General features: G+C 39.4%; 29 protein-coding genes and 2 pseudogenes. 9 read left to right on the top strand and 22 right to left on the bottom strand.

From position 1 onward, the window contains the following. Positions 1-14 precede the first annotated feature (14 nt). Together CVS93_RS06380 and CVS93_RS06375 are read left to right on the top strand one after the other, a co-directional pair. Positions 15-1,055, top strand: coding sequence for an AI-2E family transporter (locus CVS93_RS06380; protein ID WP_087583930.1), 1,041 nt, complete (start codon positions 15-17; stop codon positions 1,053-1,055). A gap of 14 nt (positions 1,056-1,069) precedes the next feature. Then, positions 1,070-1,441, top strand: a complete 372-nt coding sequence (locus tag CVS93_RS06375; protein ID WP_107687000.1) for an HIT family protein — start codon at positions 1,070-1,072, stop codon at positions 1,439-1,441. Positions 1,442-1,539: 98 nt separating this feature from the next. Here the strand turns inward: CVS93_RS06375 and CVS93_RS06370 are convergent, their stop codons facing one another. From CVS93_RS06370 to CVS93_RS06355, 4 genes are read right to left on the bottom strand one after another with little or no spacing between them, the layout of a single operon-like run. Further along, positions 1,540-2,511, bottom strand: a complete 972-nt coding sequence (locus CVS93_RS06370) for a phage late control D family protein (protein ID WP_107686999.1) — start codon at positions 2,509-2,511, stop codon at positions 1,540-1,542. Further along, positions 2,505-2,696, bottom strand: a complete 192-nt coding sequence (locus CVS93_RS06365) for a tail protein X (protein ID WP_107686998.1) — start codon at positions 2,694-2,696, stop codon at positions 2,505-2,507. The genes CVS93_RS06370 and CVS93_RS06365 overlap by 7 nt, the downstream gene beginning before the upstream one ends. Then, on the bottom strand, positions 2,689-3,060 hold the full coding sequence (locus CVS93_RS06360) for a phage tail protein (protein WP_087584106.1): 372 nt from the start codon (positions 3,058-3,060) through the stop codon (positions 2,689-2,691). Before CVS93_RS06360 ends, CVS93_RS06365 begins: the two co-directional genes overlap by 8 nt. Positions 3,061-3,064: 4 nt before the next feature. Further along, the gene (locus CVS93_RS06355) at positions 3,065-5,299 is read right to left on the bottom strand and encodes a phage tail tape measure protein (protein ID WP_107686997.1); all 2,235 of its coding nucleotides are present in this window, start codon (positions 5,297-5,299) and stop codon (positions 3,065-3,067) included. A gap of 47 nt (positions 5,300-5,346) precedes the next feature. On the opposite strand from CVS93_RS06355, the gene CVS93_RS09770 reads away from it, so the two are divergent. After that, positions 5,347-5,514, top strand: a complete 168-nt coding sequence (locus CVS93_RS09770; RefSeq protein ID WP_159070788.1) for a hypothetical protein — start codon at positions 5,347-5,349, stop codon at positions 5,512-5,514. 117 nt (positions 5,515-5,631) lie between these two features. Here CVS93_RS09770 and CVS93_RS06350 read toward each other — a convergent pair whose 3' ends face one another. The 7 genes from CVS93_RS06350 to CVS93_RS10125 all read right to left on the bottom strand — a co-directional run bounded on the left by CVS93_RS06350 (position 5,632) and on the right by CVS93_RS10125 (position 9,606). Then, positions 5,632-5,856, bottom strand: coding sequence for a phage tail assembly protein (locus CVS93_RS06350; RefSeq protein WP_107686996.1), 225 nt, complete (start codon positions 5,854-5,856; stop codon positions 5,632-5,634). A gap of 73 nt (positions 5,857-5,929) precedes the next feature. Next, complete coding sequence (locus CVS93_RS06345; protein ID WP_107686995.1) at positions 5,930-6,442, bottom strand: phage major tail tube protein; 513 nt, start codon at positions 6,440-6,442, stop codon at positions 5,930-5,932. A 12-nt stretch (positions 6,443-6,454) separates the two neighbouring features. After that, positions 6,455-7,618, bottom strand: a complete 1,164-nt coding sequence (locus tag CVS93_RS06340) for a phage tail sheath subtilisin-like domain-containing protein (protein WP_107686994.1) — start codon at positions 7,616-7,618, stop codon at positions 6,455-6,457. Between the two features lie 2 nt (positions 7,619-7,620). After that, positions 7,621-8,232: a hypothetical protein gene (locus tag CVS93_RS06335; RefSeq protein ID WP_107686993.1), complete on the bottom strand. Its 612-nt coding sequence runs from the start codon at positions 8,230-8,232 to the stop codon at positions 7,621-7,623. Further along, positions 8,195-8,341 (bottom strand): hypothetical protein, encoded by a 147-nt coding sequence (locus CVS93_RS09830; protein WP_199907242.1) that lies wholly within the window; start codon positions 8,339-8,341, stop codon positions 8,195-8,197. The genes CVS93_RS06335 and CVS93_RS09830 overlap by 38 nt, the downstream gene beginning before the upstream one ends. 13 nt (positions 8,342-8,354) lie before the next feature. After that, positions 8,355-8,672 (bottom strand): hypothetical protein, encoded by a 318-nt coding sequence (locus CVS93_RS06330; RefSeq protein WP_107686992.1) that lies wholly within the window; start codon positions 8,670-8,672, stop codon positions 8,355-8,357. 10 nt (positions 8,673-8,682) lie between these two features. Continuing rightward, on the bottom strand, positions 8,683-9,606 hold the full coding sequence (locus tag CVS93_RS10125) for a phage tail protein (protein WP_413784289.1): 924 nt from the start codon (positions 9,604-9,606) through the stop codon (positions 8,683-8,685). A gap of 52 nt (positions 9,607-9,658) precedes the next feature. Here CVS93_RS10125 and CVS93_RS10120 point away from each other — a divergent pair. Continuing rightward, positions 9,659-9,712: pseudogene (locus CVS93_RS10120) on the top strand (hypothetical protein); the annotation flags it as partial. Positions 9,713-9,720: 8 nt separating this feature from the next. On the opposite strand, the pseudogene CVS93_RS10115 reads toward CVS93_RS10120, so the two are convergent. From CVS93_RS10115 to CVS93_RS06270, 11 genes and pseudogenes are all read right to left on the bottom strand, one after another. Beyond that, positions 9,721-10,146 (bottom strand): annotated as a pseudogene (locus CVS93_RS10115) (phage tail protein); the annotation flags it as partial. Between the two features lie 11 nt (positions 10,147-10,157). Next, the gene (locus CVS93_RS06320; RefSeq protein ID WP_107686990.1) at positions 10,158-10,778 is read right to left on the bottom strand and encodes a phage tail protein I; all 621 of its coding nucleotides are present in this window, start codon (positions 10,776-10,778) and stop codon (positions 10,158-10,160) included. Then, positions 10,775-11,857, bottom strand: coding sequence for a baseplate J/gp47 family protein (locus CVS93_RS06315; RefSeq protein ID WP_107686989.1), 1,083 nt, complete (start codon positions 11,855-11,857; stop codon positions 10,775-10,777). The genes CVS93_RS06320 and CVS93_RS06315 overlap by 4 nt, the downstream gene beginning before the upstream one ends. Next, positions 11,854-12,138 carry a GPW/gp25 family protein gene (locus tag CVS93_RS06310; RefSeq protein ID WP_021090248.1) on the bottom strand — a complete coding sequence of 95 codons (285 nt, stop codon included), beginning with the start codon at positions 12,136-12,138 and terminating at the stop codon, positions 11,854-11,856. Before CVS93_RS06310 ends, CVS93_RS06315 begins: the two co-directional genes overlap by 4 nt. Positions 12,139-12,140: 2 nt before the next feature. Continuing rightward, complete coding sequence (locus tag CVS93_RS06305; protein ID WP_107686988.1) at positions 12,141-12,752, bottom strand: phage baseplate assembly protein V; 612 nt, start codon at positions 12,750-12,752, stop codon at positions 12,141-12,143. Further along, on the bottom strand, positions 12,745-13,125 hold the full coding sequence (locus CVS93_RS06300; RefSeq protein ID WP_107686987.1) for a hypothetical protein: 381 nt from the start codon (positions 13,123-13,125) through the stop codon (positions 12,745-12,747). Before CVS93_RS06300 ends, CVS93_RS06305 begins: the two co-directional genes overlap by 8 nt. Before the next feature lie 230 nt (positions 13,126-13,355). Beyond that, positions 13,356-13,718, bottom strand: a complete 363-nt coding sequence (locus CVS93_RS06290; RefSeq protein ID WP_107686986.1) for a hypothetical protein — start codon at positions 13,716-13,718, stop codon at positions 13,356-13,358. Beyond that, positions 13,699-14,139 carry a glycoside hydrolase family protein gene (locus CVS93_RS06285; protein WP_107687012.1) on the bottom strand — a complete coding sequence of 147 codons (441 nt, stop codon included), beginning with the start codon at positions 14,137-14,139 and terminating at the stop codon, positions 13,699-13,701. Before CVS93_RS06285 ends, CVS93_RS06290 begins: the two co-directional genes overlap by 20 nt. 11 nt (positions 14,140-14,150) lie before the next feature. Further along, positions 14,151-14,357 carry a hypothetical protein gene (locus CVS93_RS06280; RefSeq protein WP_180997646.1) on the bottom strand — a complete coding sequence of 69 codons (207 nt, stop codon included), beginning with the start codon at positions 14,355-14,357 and terminating at the stop codon, positions 14,151-14,153. Positions 14,358-14,367: 10 nt separating this feature from the next. After that, positions 14,368-15,261, bottom strand: a complete 894-nt coding sequence (locus CVS93_RS06275) for a phage major capsid protein (RefSeq protein ID WP_199907241.1) — start codon at positions 15,259-15,261, stop codon at positions 14,368-14,370. After that, a complete protein-coding gene (locus CVS93_RS06270; protein ID WP_107686985.1) occupies positions 15,261-16,022 on the bottom strand; it encodes an XkdF-like putative serine protease domain-containing protein in 762 nt (253 codons plus the stop codon). The genes CVS93_RS06275 and CVS93_RS06270 overlap by 1 nt, the downstream gene beginning before the upstream one ends. Positions 16,023-16,159: 137 nt before the next feature. Here CVS93_RS06270 and CVS93_RS06265 point away from each other — a divergent pair, with 137 nt between their 5' ends. From CVS93_RS06265 to CVS93_RS06245, 5 genes are all read left to right on the top strand, one after another. Next, entirely contained in the window at positions 16,160-17,173 is a 1,014-nt protein-coding gene (locus CVS93_RS06265; protein ID WP_021090308.1) for a phage portal protein, read from the top strand. 113 nt (positions 17,174-17,286) lie between these two features. Beyond that, positions 17,287-17,613 carry a hypothetical protein gene (locus tag CVS93_RS06260; protein ID WP_021090329.1) on the top strand — a complete coding sequence of 109 codons (327 nt, stop codon included), beginning with the start codon at positions 17,287-17,289 and terminating at the stop codon, positions 17,611-17,613. 9 nt (positions 17,614-17,622) lie between these two features. Continuing rightward, positions 17,623-17,934, top strand: coding sequence for a hypothetical protein (locus CVS93_RS06255; protein ID WP_021090361.1), 312 nt, complete (start codon positions 17,623-17,625; stop codon positions 17,932-17,934). Beyond that, positions 17,935-19,488, top strand: coding sequence for a terminase large subunit domain-containing protein (locus tag CVS93_RS06250; RefSeq protein ID WP_107686984.1), 1,554 nt, complete (start codon positions 17,935-17,937; stop codon positions 19,486-19,488). Positions 19,489-19,547: 59 nt separating this feature from the next. Next, on the top strand, positions 19,548-20,030 hold the full coding sequence (locus CVS93_RS06245; protein ID WP_021088394.1) for a hypothetical protein: 483 nt from the start codon (positions 19,548-19,550) through the stop codon (positions 20,028-20,030). The last annotated feature ends 6 nt before the right edge of the window (positions 20,031-20,036 follow it).

Raw genomic sequence — 20,036 nt, 5'->3', positions numbered from 1 at the left:
TTTAAGGGAGCAAGATGAACAATAGACTATTTTTTGGAATTTTTGTATTTTGTGCTTTGGCTTTGGTGGTCTATCTTTTTAAACCATATCTGCTTGATATTTTTATCGCTGCACTGCTTGCTGTCGCGGTTTCAAATGTCCAAATCGCATTTTTATCGCTCACTAAAAACCGCAAGACGCTTTCATCGGCACTTACAACGTCTGTGCTTCTTTGCTTATTTATCGCCCCACTTCTTTATGCGGTGGTTGAGATCGCAAAATACGCAGCTGGCTTTGATATAAACAATGTCACAAAGACTATCGAATTTATTAAAAATTATGATTTTAGGATGCCTGAGTCGATAAATTTTTTAGAGCCAAAGATAAAAGAATTTATCGGCGGACTTGATATTAAAATGCTTTTTTCTCAACTTGCGACAAACCTTGCAAGTCTAGGTAAGTTAAGCCTTAAATTTGGCGTTGATATGATTATTATTTTGGTCTTTTTCTTCTTTTGCAATCTTTACGGCAATGAACTAATCAGCTATCTAAAATATGCACTTCCGCTAAAACAAGATGACACAGAGTCTATTTTAAGCGAAGTTGGCAACGTGATGAGTGTCGTTTTTTACTCAACCATCGCAAATATGATAATCCAAGGCTTTTTATTTGCTATTGTCACAAGCTTTTACGGCTATGACGGCGTGCTAACTGGTATCTTTTTTAGCTTTGCTTCACTTATTCCAGTTGTTGGCGGTATTTTGGCGTGGGCGCCTATTAGCATTTATGAGTTTGCAAATGGCAACACAGCAGCAGCGATAACTATCGCAATTTACACGATCGTAGTGATCTCGTTTGCAGCTGATACGCTTTTAAAGCCACTTGTTATTAAATTTATAAACTCGAAGCTGGTTAAAATACCAACAAAGATAAATGAGCTTCTTATATTCTTTGCGATGCTTGCAGGTATCACGACATTTGGGTTTTGGGGTGTGATCCTTGGACCTGCGATCGTTACATTTTTTATCTCGACTATCAAACTTTATACGCTTTTGCGAGAGAGAAATTTTGTATAAAAATAGGAACAAATATGATCTATGAAGATAAATTTATAAAAATCGAGCGTGAGGACAATGAACTTCCATGGATAAAAATTTTTACCATTAAGCCATTTCGTGAGCTAAGCGATTGCGATGAAGCGAGTAGGGCAAGGCTTTTTGAGGCGATACTAGTAGCTGAAAAGGCGATGCTTGAGTTTTATAAACCAACCAAAATAAATATTGCAAGCTTTGGAAACTACGTGCCACGCGTGCATATTCATGTTATTGCTAGATTTAGTAGTGACGCATTTTTTCCAGATAGCGTTTGGGCTAATCCAAAAAGAAAAAGCGAGCTTGCGTTGCCAGAATTTAATAAATTTGCAAAATTTTTAGAAGAAAAGTTAAGGGCTAGTTTTGAATAAATATAAAAAATATCTTAATTTCTATATTATTTAACCCGTCTCACTTTTTTCGTAAAAAAATTTCTCATTTTTAACCTTAATGTAAAAAATGAGATTTTTTACCCCTCAAATTCAATCTCTATTTCGTAATTATCCGTACTCAATCTATGGCTTACGCTTTTGATACTAAATTCGTTTGCTTCTAGCCCCGCTATACCGCTAAATTTAAGCTTTCCGCCCGCTACTATATTTGCGCCGGCCAAAGAGCACCTGCCGTTTATGCCGCCGCGCTGCAATTCGTTTAGCTTTGCTTCGCCCATTTTAAAGGCTTCATTGTCGCTCTTTGGTTGGGCTATTTGCATTTTATATGTTTGCTCTCCGCTACCTACCTTGATACTTTTGGTTTTACCAGCTTCTATGTCTTGCCATTCTACTATGACCGCTCCGTAAGAGTTTCTGTTTGCCTCCGTAATCTCTAACGAGTAAAGCTCGGCTAAATTTAGAGTAAAAGTGGGTAGGCTTTCGTTTTTAGGGGTATTTGACGTTTGTGTTTCATCTCCCTTTGCATCTTTCGCGGCTATGACGATAGTAGCGTTTTTTACGGCCATGATAAAGCCGTAATCAAAGCAAAGCCCATACAAGAAATCTAGATCTCCCGCATCATTTTGCAAGACGGAGGTGATGTTTTGATCCTGCCCGGACGTTTTTACGGCAAGCTTATTTTCGCCGGCTATTTTCTTTGCTATTTCAAATACGGTAGTGTTCTCCCAGCTTCTGCGCTTTTTGATTTTTTGAGGGCTAGCGAAATTTACTGCCGTCGCTCTTACTTCGGTGGTATAATTTTTATAGTCTCTACTAGCCGTTTGCACGCTAAACGAGCCGCAAAGATAAAGATCGTCCCCATACCCGAGCCAAAGCTTTAAGCTATCGCCGAATACGGGCTTGGCATATATGCCGCTAACACTAAAGCTTATCTCGTCGCTTTTGCTACCTTCCTTATCGTCGAAATTTAGACTGATGAGATTTGCTTTGATGATCTCCGTAATATCTTTACCGTTTGCTTCGAGCTTGAAATTTGGATGCTTTACCATAGCTTATTTTGCTCCTTGGCTTTCTCTTTTATCTCGGGCAAAAATACCTTGTCGCCAGCTTTAAGTGTAGTGGCTAGTTTTGGATTTAGAGCTAATACTTGCTCGAAAAATCTTAGATGCCCGTAATGGTTATAGACGATAGTATCAAGCCTATCACCGTCTTTAGCTATGTAAATTTTAGTCATAATCTCTCCTAAGCTCCAAACTAAAGCTCTGTGTAAAAAACGCTCCGTTTGGGGTAAATACGGCTTGTTTTTCGCTGATTTTAATAACCGCGAACCTGCCGAAATATTTGCCGTTTCCGTTGGTTAGCGGATAACTTTGCCTTGAGTAAGCTATATCGTAAAGTCTTTTAAGTGCCGTTTGTTTGTCGCCGTTATAGGGCATAGTCTGGCCCTCTATGCTCACGGTTTGGTTTCCTAAATTTGCCGCAAATAAAACGGGGTGATTTTGGATACGATCCTGCGAACTTATGCCAAACTCGGTCTCGAGCGATATGCCGCCTACTTGCTTCCAGTTAAATTTAAATCCGCCCAAATTTAATACCATATCGCTACCTCTGCTCTCTTATTTCGGTGTTGGCGCTGTTAAATTCATCTCTTTTAAGCGCCTCTTTGACGCCTTTTACTATTTGAGCCTTAAAGCTCTCTAGGTCAAATTTGCCATTATCTGAGTTAAGTAAAAAATCACCATTAAAGCTAATGTTGATGGCGCCACCACCTGGGCTAGCTGCTACTAAAGCTGGAGCCTCTTTTGCGTTAGTGTCACTATCTGAGCCAAAGATAGAGTTAAAAAAGCCACCGCTATCATCTTTTGGCTTTAGCTCACTGCTTGCTTGCTCATCGTCTCCAAAGCCAAAGAATTCTTTTGTCTTGCTCCAAGCACTACTTAGCCCCTTAATGGCCTCACCGACCATATCATTTATCCAGCCAAATTTCTCAGCTATCCAGTCAAAAAAACCACCAAAGAGCTCATCCCATATCTTGATAACTGGCTCAAAAATAGCGCTTAAAAAGTCGCTCACTCCTTGCCAAAGATCACTAAAAAACTTTGTCGTGCTCTCCCAATATGGCTTGACGTTTTCCCAAATTCTCTCAAAAAATGCCTTTACCTCGTCCCAATTTTCCATAAGATAGGCCGCTGCTGTGCCAAGAGCTACCACTATGGCACCAATGCCTGTGCTAATAAGAGCAAATTTCATAGCCTTTGTAGCTAGAGTTACCGCCATTAATCCGCTACGCATAACACCACACGCTACACCAAAGGCCTTTGAAGCAGCGCTATAAGCAGTAGTGATAGCTAGAGTTGCTCTTAGTCTTGCACCAACTAGCCAAATGCTAAATGCATGAGCTTTGGCAGCTAGCGTGGCACTTGATATACTCACAGCATGAGCCAACCATCTGAGTTTTGCTATTAAGAGCATAGGATTTAAAAATTTCACTACTCTTATAACGCCCAAAAATCCATCTGCTACACTTAAAAGTGCTATCTTGCTAAGAAGCAACACCGGTTTAAAGATCATAAAGCCAGCTGCAGCGCTAACAACTATGGCACTTAGTCTTGGGAATTTTTCATTTAGCGAGCTTAACACTCCAGCTACCTTACTTAAGATAGAAGCTAATAAATTTGTAAGTGGTAAAAAGGTTTCTCCAAGGCTTGAACCTAGATTTCTCCATGCTTGCGTAACCCTTTCGATACCACTTTTTGTAGTGTTTAGCTTTGTTTGTAGCTCACGCTGCATAGATCCTGTGGCTTCATCCGAGTGTGCCATTTTGATATTTGCTTTAAGAGCATCGATATTTGTTACAAGCCCTGCTATCTCATCGTTAAAATTTCCACCAACTAGATCATAAAGTAGCCCTGCTTGTTTATCTTTATCGGCTCTAGAGATCGCTTCTAAAAACGTAGTTATAGCTCCAGCAGCATCTTTTTGTAGGGCTGTTTTTAGATATGTTGCATCCATGCCTATGCTTGCTAGCGCTTCTTGAAAATTTTTACCCTTTTTGTCGGCCATTGAGAGTGTGGAGTAAAGAGCATTTAAGCTAGTGCCTACAACAGAGCTAGCTTTGCCAGTGCTTAGCATTGTAGCACTTATAGCACTAGCACTTTTACTATCTAGACCTATCAAGCTAGCATTTGCAGCTGTTAGCGAAGTAGCCTCAAATATATCAGAAGCATTTGCATTAGTAACCTTATTGTCGAGCAAGTTTACGCTATCAAAAAAGCTATTAAGCTCCTTTATATCGTTCATCTTAAAGCCAACTTTCATATTATTGGCCGCCTTTGATAAGGCTTCAGAGCTCATCTCAAATGCAACTGAGCCGGTTGCAAGCATCTTTGTGTAAGTTACTAGCTCCTCACCAGCTAAATTTATCTTACCGCCGCCAGCTGCAATGTCAGCTATATTACTAAAGCTCTCTCCAAGCTGTGAGCTTAGCCCTCTCATCTCATTTTTTAGCTTAGCTAGGTTTTCATCGCTATCATCAACATATTTTTTTACATTCGCAAAAGCCGCCTCATCATCAATGGCAAGTTTTATTGGCACTCCTATGGCTACCGAGTTTGTAAGATTGCTAAAATTTGTCGTAAGCTCGCCCAAAAGTGCTTTTTGGCTCTCTCTTATTTGGCTAGATAGATTTGACAATCTAGTGTTGTCTAAAGATGTTATGGCTTTTTTTGCTTCTGCTATCTTACCTTTTAAACCATCAAACCCTTTTTTTAGCTCTGATATTTTACTTAGCCCTTTTACTGCTAGACCAATACTAATACCAACTTGTGCGTTATCCATATCTTTCCTTTAAAATACGATATAATCCCTTTTAAAAAGGATTTAAAATGGCTTTAATCATTCCTATTTTTATCGTTTTATTCTTCTTCGTTTCACCAAGTGGCTTTTTTGAAACGTTTATTGCCTTAGTTTTTGGCTTAGGGATACTTGGCAGCCTTATTGGCACCGCTGGCTTAGCATTAGGTAAAACCAAAGAAGTTATAACTCGCTCTTAGCCTTTAAGATCTTTACTGAAATTTCTAAAAACTCACTAAAATCACTCAAACTAAGATTTATTATCTCGTTATATCCATAGCCTAAAACATGAGCTATAAGGGCGATATTTTCGTTATTTACTCCGCCCTTACATCTAAAAAATCATTTAACGCCTTTTGTAAAGACATAAATTCTTTAAACTCCAAATTTTCAACTTCTTCTTGTGTCTTATTGCAAAGTGCAGCTATCATATAGATAGTCTTTGCCATATCGCTACCACCATTTTCATCCGCCATCTTAATGGTTCTTACTTTTGGTGCGTGCATTTGCCAAATTTCATCTTTTATCTTTATCTCTTTCATTCTTGTATCCTTTTGTTGTTTTTGCCTGCTTGACTACATATCAAAGTAAAACAAGCAGGCTTAGTATAAAAAATCACTCTCCTAAATTTGAGCGAACCCCTGCCATATAATCAACTCCGCCTATAACGCATATCATATTTTCACTATCTTTTAGCACCATCGGCACACCATCCACGTTGATGTCCACAAAATGAGCTGATAGCTTAATAGTAACTTCTAACTCTTTTCCGCTTTCAAACTCAGATACTTCATAACTGGCAATATCTCCAGTGAAGGCTGCGCTGAAAGGCACAGTTTTGCTTTTGCCGCTTTGGAAAATGCTAGCTTTAAAAAGCCACGGAATGCGGTTGGTAAAGCTGTTTAGTCCTAAATTTACCCACATGTTTTTGTCTAACACACTAACTGTAAATTCAACCTCTGTTGCCTTTAGCATGCCAGTTGTGTAATTTGTGCTAAGAGCTCCTTTGCTCTCTATCATTTCAAACTCTATTGTGGGAAGCTTAAGCTTTTTTGTTACACCAAGATAGCCGATGCCATCTATATAAACGTTACCTTCTTGGATTACTTGAGGAATTTGTCTTTTCATTGTTTATCTCCTTTATTTGTTTAACTCATCCATCAAAACGCTACCGTATTTATCCACGTAGATAAAATCAAGTGTAAGCTGCTTAACGATTGGATTGTTTTGCATTCTGACATCAAGGTAAAATTTACCAGCCGTGATAGTTGCGTCGGTGTTTTTTGCACTCCAGCTAAGCTCATATCCAAGAAGTACCTTTGCTCCAACTAGCTGACGAAGGAGCTCGCTAACTGATCTTTTTGCATGATAAAGCTCACTAGCTTTTCTATCGATCGCAAACAGCACTCCCTTTTGGCAAGCTTGTGATATTCGGTCAAATATCCTAACACGTGCTAGATCTTGCCAAATAGTATCTTGGTCACTCGTTTCGCCACCCCAAGCCCTAAAGCCACTTTCTCTAATGATGGTAGAAATTTTTGCTGCCCTTAGCTCATCAGCTGTACAAGTCTCACCCAACTCAAAATCCACGTCTATTTGCGTGCCAGAAACTCCTATCATAACCCTATTTGAGTAGCTATCTGAATATCCAAACTCGCTTGCTCCATCTGTGTGAGCTATCATGCCGGCTATTCTCGCACTTTGCCCCTCATAGACATAAGCATTCGTTTCATCATCCCAAACCTTGACATTTGGATAAGCGGCAACTAGCCTATTTGTACCAAAATCACCCATTTTAACAATGGCTGCTGCTGCGTCATCCGCTTTTAGATCTACAATGCCGGTTGCTTTTAGTCTGGTTGCCATCTTTTCTATCTCACCCTTGATAGCATCTTCATGGCTAAAGCCAGGTGCGATTATTAAATTTGGGCTATAACCAAAGCGTGATTTTGCTTTAGCAAACGCTGTGACGGCACTTTTGCACTCCGTGATCTCATCGTTTGTGTCCTCATCGTCATCTTTTGTAAATACACTTAAAATTATTTGAGTATTTACGGCCTGATCTTCAATACCTTTTAAAGCCCTATAAATAGAGCCTTTTTTAAAAGCTTGGCTCGCATCCTTTTTAGCTTTGTATTTTGCTTCAAGAGCTTCAAGTGCCTTTGCTGTTGTCATATAAAAATGTAGGCCATTTTCTAGCACCTCTTCATACCCTGCTATACCAATAGGTGTAGTACTTTCTACTGCTATTGGTCTTGCTGCCTCAGCTGATACGGTTACGTTTACACCAAATTTTGCTGCCATTTTTATTCTCCTTTTTGATTTACTTTTTTAAATGGATTTACGCACCAAACACTTTTAAGCACTTTCTTATCATCTGCTTCAAGATATGTGCTTTTGTTCTCTTCATTCATCCCACATATATCCATAAGCTTCCATCCTAGATAGATACGGCAGTACCATTTTGATTTGCCGTATCTGATCTCACGGTAATAACCAAAGCGCTCACGTCCATCTTTCATCTTGCAAGTCACTAGGCATTGAGTGCTTTCTCTACCTTTGTTTTCTGTAGCTAGAGTATCACCTATGCTCTTAACACTGCTTGCATCTATATCTTCAACTTTGACACCCAGATACTTCGCACTAAAGTTTCCTATCCTATTACGGTAGAGCCAACAAAGCCTCGCCCAATAGGTTCTGTTCTTGCCGTTCGGGAAATGCTCGTTTTTCCAGCCGTCGTCTCCGTTTATGCCGTAGTCGTTCTCATCAAACCACGCCGCCCATTTAGGCAAATTCTCACTTTTTTCATCACAGGCTAGCAGAGCGATAGGCACTACGATAAAATGCACTATCTCAAGTGGAAGCTCGATAGCTACGTTTTTAAGAATTTGTAGTTTTTGCTTTTGGTTTAACTTCATCTTTTACCTCTGCTTTATACTTAGGGCATTTTGGGCAACCCTCCCAAGTGCAGTTACTATCTTTGTCTAGCTTGCTCGCACACACTTCACATCTTTTTATTCTTGCCATTAGTTACTCCTTTTTATTCTTGCTCATTTTGCTCTTGTAGCTTCTCACGCTCTACCAGAAGGCTTTTATATTCATTTCTTAGATTTTCAAGCACTGAAGCATTGCCGATGATTAGAGCGTGGCTTATGTCATCCTTGCACTCTTTTATATCCGCTTCAAGCTGTGCTAATGCCTTAGCCCTTTCGTCTATTTTTGGCGTTAAATACTCCTCTATCTCCTTTTGTGTTAAAGGTGTTAAACAAAACTTTTCTACGCTTGCAGCTAAAGCTTCTTCGCTGATAGGGCTATCATAAGCATATATCTCATTATTTTTGTCTTTATAGTATTTCATTTTTTGATCCTTATTTGAGTTCATTCCATGTGTTATATTTTTTATTAGTGACATCAACTACTAAATTTATTTTCTTCAAAGAGGTATTTAGTAAAGTGGCGATTTTATATTTTGAGCCTGCTGGCACTACAAACGAGAAACCTACGTGAATGCGACTATCAATGCCAGCAGTCCTTACTATTTGATCGTCTATTACGACTGAAATAGGCGTATCAACCAAAGTAGGTTCAAAATCAACTCCCACCATTATAGGCCTACTAGTGGTGTTTAGGTAATAAGTGTTTAATTCTCTTTGAGCCCACACATCTTGATAAGTTTGACCTATACCTATACTTTTATTAGCTTCTATCGCATCACTCACAGCTTTCTCTGTAATAGCTGCATCTTCTTGTTTGGCAGTTATTGAGTTTTTAAGTTTAACAACTCCTAGCTTGGCTTCAGTCGCAAGTATTGTTTTATCGATTTGCCCAGCCGTTGGAGTGTTTACGTTTTTGGCTTTTATGATGACTACTACGGCCATATTGTACGGTCTTGTTTCATTTGCGGTTCTTGGCTCGCCGTTTACGCCGTCTGATTTTGGCTCTGCAATAGATGATATATTATCCCTAGTGCCAGGTTTATTTGATGTATTGCCTGTAAAATTATAAGTCCAACCAACTTCTGTTGTACTATCTTTCCATTTGTGAAAGTGCCCTTGAAATGCATCTTGTTGAACTACACCTAATCCTGCAGCGTTACCGCCTATTGACCTCATAAATTTGCCATCGGCAAAATTCGGTAAGTTAAAGTTTTCACCTGAGCCACCATATACGTACCCCAATACGTCAAACAACTCAGTGTATTCTGCTTTTTTGAGACTTCTACCATCTGCGATCAAAAAGCCAGCAGGGATGGTTTTTTGGCTTGGATAGCTCAGATATGCACCTATTGGCAAGCCATCCGTTAGCTCGGTTTTTAGAGCAAATTTATCGTCGCTCTCTTTTTTGGTGTATGCGTCTATCTTGTCTTTTAACTTAAGAAACATCTTTTCGCACCATTTTCTGGTTGCTAACACTATATTGTTATCAACCTTTAAAATGATGCTTTCACTCGCATTTGCGATTTGAAGTTTAAAATTTAATGTGATGTCTTTGCTTGACCCCTCGTTCAAAAGCGGCTTATAAGTATCTGCTAGCCTTGCAACTGCAAAGAGCGAACCATCATCGCAGTATATGCCAGCCGTTTTTATGTAAAATCCGCCAACTTCAGGTGGTATAATAGCATCGACGTCAAGGATGTTGCTATCACTCTCGTCTATCGTTATGGCGTTTATATCGCCCCTATACTTCTCATTTGGTATTGATGCCGTCTGCTCGCTTAGCTCTCCATCGTAATCGCTTACTACAACTTCTTTTAATGCGATCTTCGATCCGTCGCTAGCGGTTTTTAAAAGTTTGTTTATGCCGCTAGCTGTTAAAAGTGTATATTGCTTCATTTATCCGTCCTTTATCTTGTTAAAACTCTTATTGCATCGATTGGCATGCTTATGATCTCGTTTATTTGCGTAGTAGCTCCTACTTTAAAGCTTGCTCTTTGGCTTATATTTGATATTACATAAGGATCTACACTTATATTTTCACCGCTAAATGTGTAAGAGTAGGCTTTTAAATTTATGCTAGCAGTCGCTTTTATGCTTGCTCCATCATATACGCTACGCACGTTTTTATAGGTGTTTATGATCTCATCAGATCTCTTTAGTGTCTGTGGGCTTACTCCATTTTTGCTTGCATCAAGCTCTAGTTTGAAGTGATAAGGTAGTCCAGCATAATCAAACCACTCTTTAACCTTGGCATCTGCATAAAGTGCGCTTAATGCTTTATTTAGACTATAAAAAGTGCCTGAGTAGTAATGTATCTCAAAAGCGTTTTTTATGAGCTCTCTGGCTTCATTCTCGTTTAATCCATCAATATCTACATCAAAGCTAGCTGCAAGTACTGGCAGTAAATTTTTTGGAGCTTTGCTTGCAAGAGTATTTATGGCACCAATGTCTAAATCCTCAAACCTTACGCCAAAAAGCTCATCAAATTTCTTATCAAATTTACTTTTGTGATTAGGCAGCAAACTCATAACTCAGCCTTTTTGTAGCTTATCTCATAGCTTAAATTTACAAATTCTTTTACGCTTATCTTTTTATCATTAAGCGGTTCTTTAAGACTTACTCTATAAACGCCGTTTTGATGTAGATTTTTATAGATATAGCTTAAATTTAGATCCTCTCCAAGACTAAGAGTAGTTGGCAGAGCTGATATATTCTTAGCAATTTCGTCTTGAAAGAGCATATCTGTTAGCTCAAGGGTAGCTACTACCTTTATGTCTATTTTCGTGGCATTTAACACGCTTAGATTGTCGGTTAGCGGACGCACCTTTTGGGCACTTAAAAAGCTCTCCACATCTTTGCGTGTCTCTTCGCTCATGTCGGTAGTTTTTAGATAAATTTGCACCACTCCAGCACCGCCATTTAGCACACTGCACTCCAGCACCTTTGCATTTGCGCTAAGTGTTTGATAAGTATATGCTTTAGCACTGCCTGCAGTTGAGAAACGCTCTAGGCTTAAAACTGCACGCTCTCTTAGCCTATCATCGCTTTCACGCTCGGCTCCGCCTTCAAATTCACTTAGCTGTTTTGCTTTTAGGACAAAAGGCAGCGGTGTTTGGATATATTCGCACTTTACTTTACTGGTTTTTGTAAACTCATCTAAGATGATCACTCCAATAGCTTTTAGCTCATTTGCTCTTATTACAACTTCACTTTTTAAGCTAGCTATTTCACCATTTTCGCTGCGTAAAATTAGCCCTTTTGGCAAATATGTATCGCTGTTTCTTGGCATTGAAAGGCTAAATTCACACTGCGCCGTTGGTCTCTCGCCTTTTAACCTCTCTATGCCATAAATCGCTACTATGTTATCAAGGTCATCTCCAGTAGAAAATGGCAGCAACATAGCCTTAACGCTATCATTTATCCTGGCTCGCAAGAGCAGTTCTCTATAAGCTAGCGTTTCAAGAAGTGCCGAATAATTGTCACTTTCAAGTAGTGAAATTTCATCATCAGTTAAATGCTCTTTAAAAATGTTTTTAACATTATTTAAAATTTCATCATATTTAAGCACCTCAATAACGTTTGGATATGGAAGTTGTTTTAAATTCATGCTCTTACCTCTATCTCATCACCACTCATAAGCACTACTTTAAAGCTAAGCTTATGATCTTTTAAACCTATAAGACGAACCTCATCGATCTTTACTCTCTTTTCCCATTTCTCAACCGCCTCTATCACAAAGCACGCCAGATCAGCACGAAATTCATCATCTACCTTGCGATCTATTAGCTCATAAATTCTGCTGCCATACTCAGGCAGCATCACCCTTGAGCCAAGCGGAGTTAGGAGTATGTCTTTGATAGAATTTTCTATATCAATTAGATATTTCATCACTAATCCCTCGCAAGTCCGTTATTTTTATGATCTGTTAGGCTGCCACGTGCGTCACTTACGCTGCCGCCAAAGTTTGCATTACCACCTGTTGTGATTGAGCCAGTGATTTTTACATCTCCGTTTATCTCAAAACTGCCGCTACCACCACCACTTCCTGCTGTATTTATCGCCCCTTGTATCAAAGTATTGCCAAGTAGCTTTATACTTGGACTTTTTATAGTGGTATCGCTAGCTTCTACCATCACATTTTTAGCCTTTACATTTGCGTTATCGCAAGTTATGTTTATAAGCTTTGGAGATGAAATTTCAAGACAAGAGCTAGAGCTGTCATAGCTCATCTTTATGCCATCTTCAAAACTTACATGCACCTTTTTATCAGTAGCATCTGCCTTGTGAGAACTTTGATAAAGCCCACGAAGCACCACACCTGAGTTTAGCTCATCATGCACAGGTAGCACTAGCACTTGCTCTCCTACACGTATTGGTGAAAAGCTCACTGCATAAGAGTTGGCATGTGCTTGAAATACTGGCAAAAAATCAGTTACCATCGAACCAATGGCAACTTTTGCACGGTCATCTCTTACTTCACTGATAATTCCAACCTCAATCATTTATATGCTCGCTAAATTTTTTATTTCTTGGCGTTCTTGTGTACTTTACGCTATGCTTGATCTCTCTTACATCATCATGTATTTCATTGAGCTTCTCTTTGTTTATGGCAAAATTTGCTGCTAAGATATCGCTTAGTTTTTCAGTGGCGCTACTTTGTTTATTTATCGCTTCACTATTTTTATTCACCACATCGATCATCAAATCAGTGTTTTTGCTCGTGTATCTACTAAGTAGCCAAAAGATCACTACAAAGCCTATAAAGCCAAAAATCGCCATAAAGACGATAAATTCGTTTAATCCCCAAGCTCCGGCCAAATTTATTAGTCCGGCCGTTTCTTTGATCTCGTCGCTAAAATTTAGGCTATTTTCCATTTTATTCCTTTATACCCAGGCATTGTTTCAGTTTTTTTTCGCAATCGCGGTAGTAAATAGCAATCCTCTTATCCGTCTCGAACGTACCGTCGTCTTTAGGTTTTACGGGCATCTCGGCATTGCACCTTACGGGCACGTATTTTTCTTTATAGATTATGTACGGCTCGCTCGCTTGAGGCTTGGCCGCACAGCCCGCAAATATCAAAGCAAATAGGCAAAAAAGCGAAATCCTAATCACGAAACAGCTCCTTATATGCCGCTAGTTCGGCCTCGCAGCTTTTATCTTTGACGTAGATCTTTTTTATTCGCTCGACCTCTTTTGACGGAGTATCGTCGATCTTTACCGCAGCAGCCTTTATAGCCTCGTTTTGTGAAGCAAGAGCTGTATCGCAGGCACTTAGATTGTTTTTGACTGTAGTGTAGTCCTTGGTTAGTCGCTCGTTTTTCTCTTTTACGCTTTCAAGGTCTTTAAGCAAAACGGAATTTATACTTTGGAGTTTTGAATTTTCCAAAAACAAATTTACGCAAGCAAAACCTAAAAGCGCGGCCAATGCAAAACCTATAATCGGTAGTTTAGTTATCAAGTAACCCACTTAGCACCTTCTTTGCGCGGTTTGGCGTTTGTTTTGCCCAAAGGCTATTTAGTCCATTTTTGTAGGCTGCCTCATATTCACCAGACTTTATGAAATTAAGAGTGGTAACAAACTTTTTCACGCCTAGTACGCCCATTTGATAGCACATTTCTATTACCACGTCTTGGACATTTTTTGGCTTATCTTCTAGCCAAGGAAAAGCTTCACAAACGCTAGAGGCGAGTTTAATTAGCTTCATCTCTAAAATTTGATCTGCTACCGCTTTACTCATAGGCTCAACCTTGCCACCATTTAAAAAGAGTTCGTCTTTACTAAGAGATGAAACCTTAAAGCCATATCCGATAGTAGGATACCCACGAGTATCTTGATATATGTAGCTTTTAAAGCCTTCGTTCTCTTTTATGTTTTCTTTTAATGACATTTTGACCTCGATCACTCTTCTTTTGACCCCAAATTATCGTCTTGATCAGAGGATTTGTCCTCATCTTGCAACTGTGTATTTGAGTCATTTTCTTTAAAAACCTCTATCATTGAGGAGTCCAAATACTTTTTAGCTTCGTTTTGATTAAGGGTGATTGTCTCACCCTCTTTAACGAAATTTCCCTTTACGCATATATTGCCTTTAGCTATGTACATCATGCTCGCTCCTTTATGCTTTACTCATAAGACTAGCCCATTTTTTAACGACTACTTCATAATCAGTAAATACATCAAATACGTATTTTAAAGCTCGCTCTTCAGCGTCATACCAGCGGTTACGACGGATATCTAAAACTACTCCTAAAACTAAGTTTTTAAGCGGGGTGGCTAGATAAGTGCCTTTTGGCATAAGAGGAGTTATTTCAAATGGAATGCCAAGTATTTGGTTGGCTCCGCCTTGAACGAGATGAAGCGGCGAATTTAGCGCACTTAGCTCTTTATTGTATTCCTGAACGTCGGAAGGGTTTATCAAAATCCTAGCTTCGCTTACGATGTCTGGGTCTATAGATCCAACTAATGCACTCAGTCTATTTGACACCTTTTCTGATGCTGCATAGGTTAATTTAACTGCGTCGCTAGAGTCCTTGACTACTTGTAGCCAGCCTTTATGTAGCGTCTTAAAAGTTCCGTCGTAAGTATCGCTCTCTCCGGTAAAGCCAAGAAGTGCCAAATCGTTACCGAAAGCCTTAGCAAACGCGTCAAAAGTCTCTTTTTCAAAATTAGGGTTTGACCTATTGTCTTCTAACGCGTCTTGCAAGATGCGAGAGAATAGCTGAACGCTTTTGGCATCTAGCTTTGCACCTACTTTGCTTAAAGCCGATCTTTGTGAGTCGTTTGGTTTTTCGCCACTAGCTACGCGCACCAAAATTCCTTTTGCTACGTCCCATGCATCGAGCTCTTTAGTAAGTCTACCCATTTTTTCAGTATGGATTTTTTGCAAAAAGCCGTTATTTTGCTTAATAACGTCTATAAAATTATGCGATTGCTCAGGTGTAAGTGAGCCTGAGAGAGTAACGTTAGTGGCATTCATAGAGCCTTTTAAAATATCGTTTAATCCGTCCATTATAGTATTCCTTTGCTTGCTGAAATTTGCGTTTTTTCGATTGTTACGTCTTGTTTTGATTTGCTTAACTCGCTTGTTATCGCGTCAAGTTTAGCGGTTAGCTCGCTTACCGATTTTTCAAGCGTTTCAAGTTTTGCCTCATTTGCACTAATGCCAGCTTTTACAAGCTCGGCAACTCTATTTTCATCCATCGTTTCTCCTTTGTTGTTTGAACTTTCTTTTTTAAAATTTTCGCTTGAGCCGAAAAACTCTTTTAGCGCCGCTATCACGCCGCCTTTTGCGACATCTTCTTTTTCGCTCCCCTTTATCACTCCACTGCCATACATTGATAGTCCAGTTATCGTTCCGTTTTTTATCATCTCTCGCAGCTCCTCATCTTCTATTTTGATGCCTACCGCCCACGCTCCCTCTTCATTAAAGAATTCATCTTTGCTTTTTACTATCCAGCTTTCACATATATAGGCGTCTGCGATATTAAAATTATGATTTACATCTATACAGTAGCTAAGGTCCGATCTCTTCATAAAGTTATAAGCAGCCCTTTTGATTTCATCAGCATTTGCAAAATCTCCTTGCGTATCCACTTCGTCTGGGGCATAAACTATCCCGTAAACAACTCCTTGTTCTGCATCACTCTTTTTAAAGTCGACTCTTAACAGCTCGTTAAAATTCTCATTTTTGTAGATAATTTTTTTATTGTTAGCACCTGCTGATACCAGCGAAATTAACTTGATTTGCATATCGGTTATCTCTCTAGCCATTACTTACTCCTTATTTTTTCCGCCATTTTCGCCAAAAATAAGATTTTAAAAAACCTAAATAAGACATATATGTCTTATCTTGCTAGAAAGCGAAAAATCTTTATCGTAGAATTGGATTAAAAATTTTTAGGATAAATATGGATAGAATTTTTAAAGCAGCGCAAGGTAGCGCACAGCTTACTGAAGAAAGCAAAGACTCACAAGGCTTAATAGAGCCGTTTTTTAGCTTTGATAGACTACTAGGTCTTTTTTACGCCAATACCTATCACAGGCGAGCCGTGCAATTAAAAGCATCACTGTTATCTAATATAGAAGATGGCTCAAAGCTTGAAGGTGGCGTTATGACGCCCAAAGATTTTTTATATGCGTTTATATTAAATCTTGAAATTTTTGGAAATGCTTTTGTTGAAATTGCGGGTAAAAACCTTTATATACTTCCCTCTATCGAAGCTAGAGTAAACGAAAGCAAAGAAATATTTCAAGTAAAAAACAATAAATCAATAGCACTTAATGCAAAACACTTATATTATTATTCTCCAAACTCTAGATTTTACGGAGAGCCTGATTATTTGGCGGCTATGCTCTCAATTCTAACCAATCAAAAGGCCGATAGTTTTAATAACGCTTTTTTTGAAAACTCCGCCCGCGCCGATACGGCCATAATCTTTGAAAATTCAGAGCCTGACGAGATGCAGCTTAACGCCTTTAAAGAATTTTTCGGCTCAAATTTTAAAGGGACGGGCAATGCGCACAAAACATTGGTTTTAACTGCAAACGGTGAGAATGCGAAAGTACGTATCGAGGATCTAAGCAAGGTAAGCGATATTAGTTTTGAAAAGCTTAAAAACCTAAATAGAGACGAGATCATAGCCGCGCACGGAGTACCGCCTAGAATGGTCGGAGTAATGACCGCCGGACAGCTTGGAGGCAGCGGAGAGGTAACTGGACAGCTGCACAGCTTTAACGAGCTTACGATCATCCCAAAACAAGAGCAAATAGAGTGGTTTTTCGATAGTATCGGCTATCCTATCAAGCTTAAGCCTATCGACGTAAGCAACTTTAAAGACGACGGAGAGCTGGTAGCCGGACTGGTAAGCAGCGGTATAATTAGCTTAAATGAAGCGCGCGGAATTTTGGGTTATAACAAATAAAACGTTTTAAGCCGTTTTAATAGTAAAACAATGCAAACGTATCTTTAAAATACGTTCGTTGAAATTGAAGCCGTTTTGAAGCGTTTTGAAGCAGGTTTTTAAAAAGGAATAATATGCAAAATATCATAGATGAAATTAGACGCTATAACAAATTAAAAATGATAGCCGACGACGAGATAATACCGTATATAGAAATGGCGGAGTCTCAGATAGGCAAATACGCCGTAGAAGAGACGAGTAAAACAAAAGCCGCAGCTTTTTATACGTTAGCGCTTTTAGGACAGAAGCTTTGGCTTAAAATCCAGCAGCGCGCAAATGAATATGACGAAAGCTTAGACACTTTTAAAGACGTTAAGCAGTGGGAGGAGTATTGGATGGATAAATTTTACAAACTTACGACGAAGAAAAATACGAGCGGATATTTTTATGCCGCTGTTTAAGGAGAGAGTATGGAAGCAGAGAATATCAAGACCGAAAAAGAGCTAATTGCATTTTGCGAAAAATTAATTTTAAAACACGAAGACGATTTTAAAATTTTCGTTTCCGAAAGAAGTGTGCTTAACCATGCGCAGTATAAAGCCGTCTTGACCGTTATTGTTCCCATTAGCGCCGGAGAGGTTGTATTAAAAGAGCTTATGAGTCTAACTCCTCTTTTAAATTTTAAAAACTCAAGCGTAGATGCCACGGATGAGCGGGGCGTTGATATACTAAATTTTGATTTCACGCTTGATTTTATGCGTTCTTGTTTGGAGGATGAATAAATGGCGTATTCTAAGCAGACAAAAGAACTCGTTTTAAATTTAATCTCCTCTGGATACTCGTTGTCTGAAATTAGCAAAGAATACAAGATTGACGTATCTACTCTATCGCGTTGGAAAGGCAAAGAGGATAAGCAAGGCCGCCTAACCGCTCAAAATTTAAAAGCTCAAATCGCAGAGCTTAGCAAAGGCAAAAGTAGCGACAGCAAGGCAAAACAAATAGCGATGCTCTCCGCGTCTTTATCTCGCCTTGAAGGCCAAAAGGCAAAAGAGGCGAAGGTAAAAAATAAGAAAAAGCCTACCACCATAATGAACGCAGACTATGAAAGCCTAAAGGCTAAAGCTATGGATGAGGGCGGGCTTTACGGTTATCAAAAAGATTTTATCAATGACACGTCTCAGTTTCGTATCGTGCTAAAATCCCGCCAAATAGGTTTTTCATACGCCTCGAGCCTTGATGCGCTGCTTGGAGCCGTTGCGGGTCGTAATCAGCTGTTTTTGAGCGCGAGCGAAGAGCAAGCTAGGATTTTAATGAACTACCTAGACGGATGGGCTGAGAAATTCGGCATACTTTTTGCTAAAAATAGCGAATACGAAAAGAGCCTAGATAGCGGCGCTACGATTAGGGTTATGGCTCATAACTTCCGCACGGTGCAAGGTTTTACGGGCGATATTTGGATGGATGAGTTCGCTTGGTATCCAAATCAAAAGCGAATCTGGCATGCTTTCGTGCCCTCAATCGGCGCGGTAGCGGGTCGCCTCACTATCCTATCTACGCCGTTTGAAGAGAATTCGCTATTTCACGAGCTATTCGACAATGAAACAAAATACTATATGTTTTCGAGGCATAGAGTAGATATTTACAGGGCCATAGAGGACGGACTAAATTTCGATCTTGAAACTATGCGGGATCTTTTTGACGCCGATACGTGGGCTAGCGCGTACGAGTGCCAATTCATAGACGACGAAAATGCGCTTTTAAGCGTGGAGCTTATAAAAAGTTGTATAAAAGACTATGCACCGACGCTTCCGGCTAAAAGCGTCCCGCAATATGCAGGATTTGACGTTGGCCGCACGAAAGATAGATCGGCTCATATAGCCGTATACGACGAAGGCGGCATAAAGAAGCTAAGCGTGCTAGATGTTATCGCCAAAGCAAGCTTTGAAGCGCAAGAAAATTTACTCATCGATTTTTTACGGTTTAATCCTTTAGCTATGCAAAAGATAGATAAAACCGGTATTGGCATGAGCGTAGCCGAAAAGGTAAAAAGGCGCTTTTCTTCAAGGGTGCAAGGGGTCTATTTTACGCAAAGTAGCAAAGAGGCTATGGCGCTAAATTTAAAAAAGCACTTTGAAGATAAAAGCATAATCATCCCAAACGACCCGGCATTAATAGCCGATCTTCACGCTATAAAGCGAAAAGCGGGCGCTAAAAGCTTTACCTACGACAGCGACCGCAACGAACACGGCCACGCCGACCGCTTTTGGGCGTTAGCTCTCGCGCTTAGCTACTTTGAAAAGGTAAGGGACAAAAGAGGCAAGGCGTATATTATTTAAAAATTTGATATAATTTTTTTTAACCAAAATAAGCTTACTTGACAAAAGAGAGGGGTGGCATGAAAAGGTTTTTGGTTATTTTACTTATGGGTATGTTTGTATTTTGCGGATGCGAAAGCAAAGATGAAAATATTAAAGCAGATATAGAAAAATACGAAGAGCTTCTTACAAATATGTATATATTTTATTACAAAAAATACAACCCAGTAAGGTGTGCCCACACGCAATATAAGGGCTATTTGTTTATAAAATGTTTTGAAGCGGGGGGCGATCATACGCAAGGCGGAGTTTACGTCGTAGACGATACCGCGACGAATAAATTCGGGGGCTTTGATGTTTATGCAATAAACGGAAAGGCCATAACGCATCGCAGTGTTATGCTTAAAAGCGCAAACAAGGAGCTTGAGGATTTAAAAATACTGCCTGCACCTGCACCGAAATGGTTAGATTTGGTTGAAATTCATAATCTTATAGATAGTAGACAAAATTTTGAAGGTGAGTATATCAAACAAAGTCTTTTTGTTGGAGATGCGACAGAGTAACTATGT

Source organism: Campylobacter concisus (genome assembly GCF_003048535.1).
Lineage (GTDB): Bacteria > Campylobacterota > Campylobacteria > Campylobacterales > Campylobacteraceae > Campylobacter_A > Campylobacter_A concisus_S.
The sequence above is the reverse complement of the archived record's forward strand: the minus strand, read 5'-3'. Positions and strand labels throughout refer to the sequence as shown.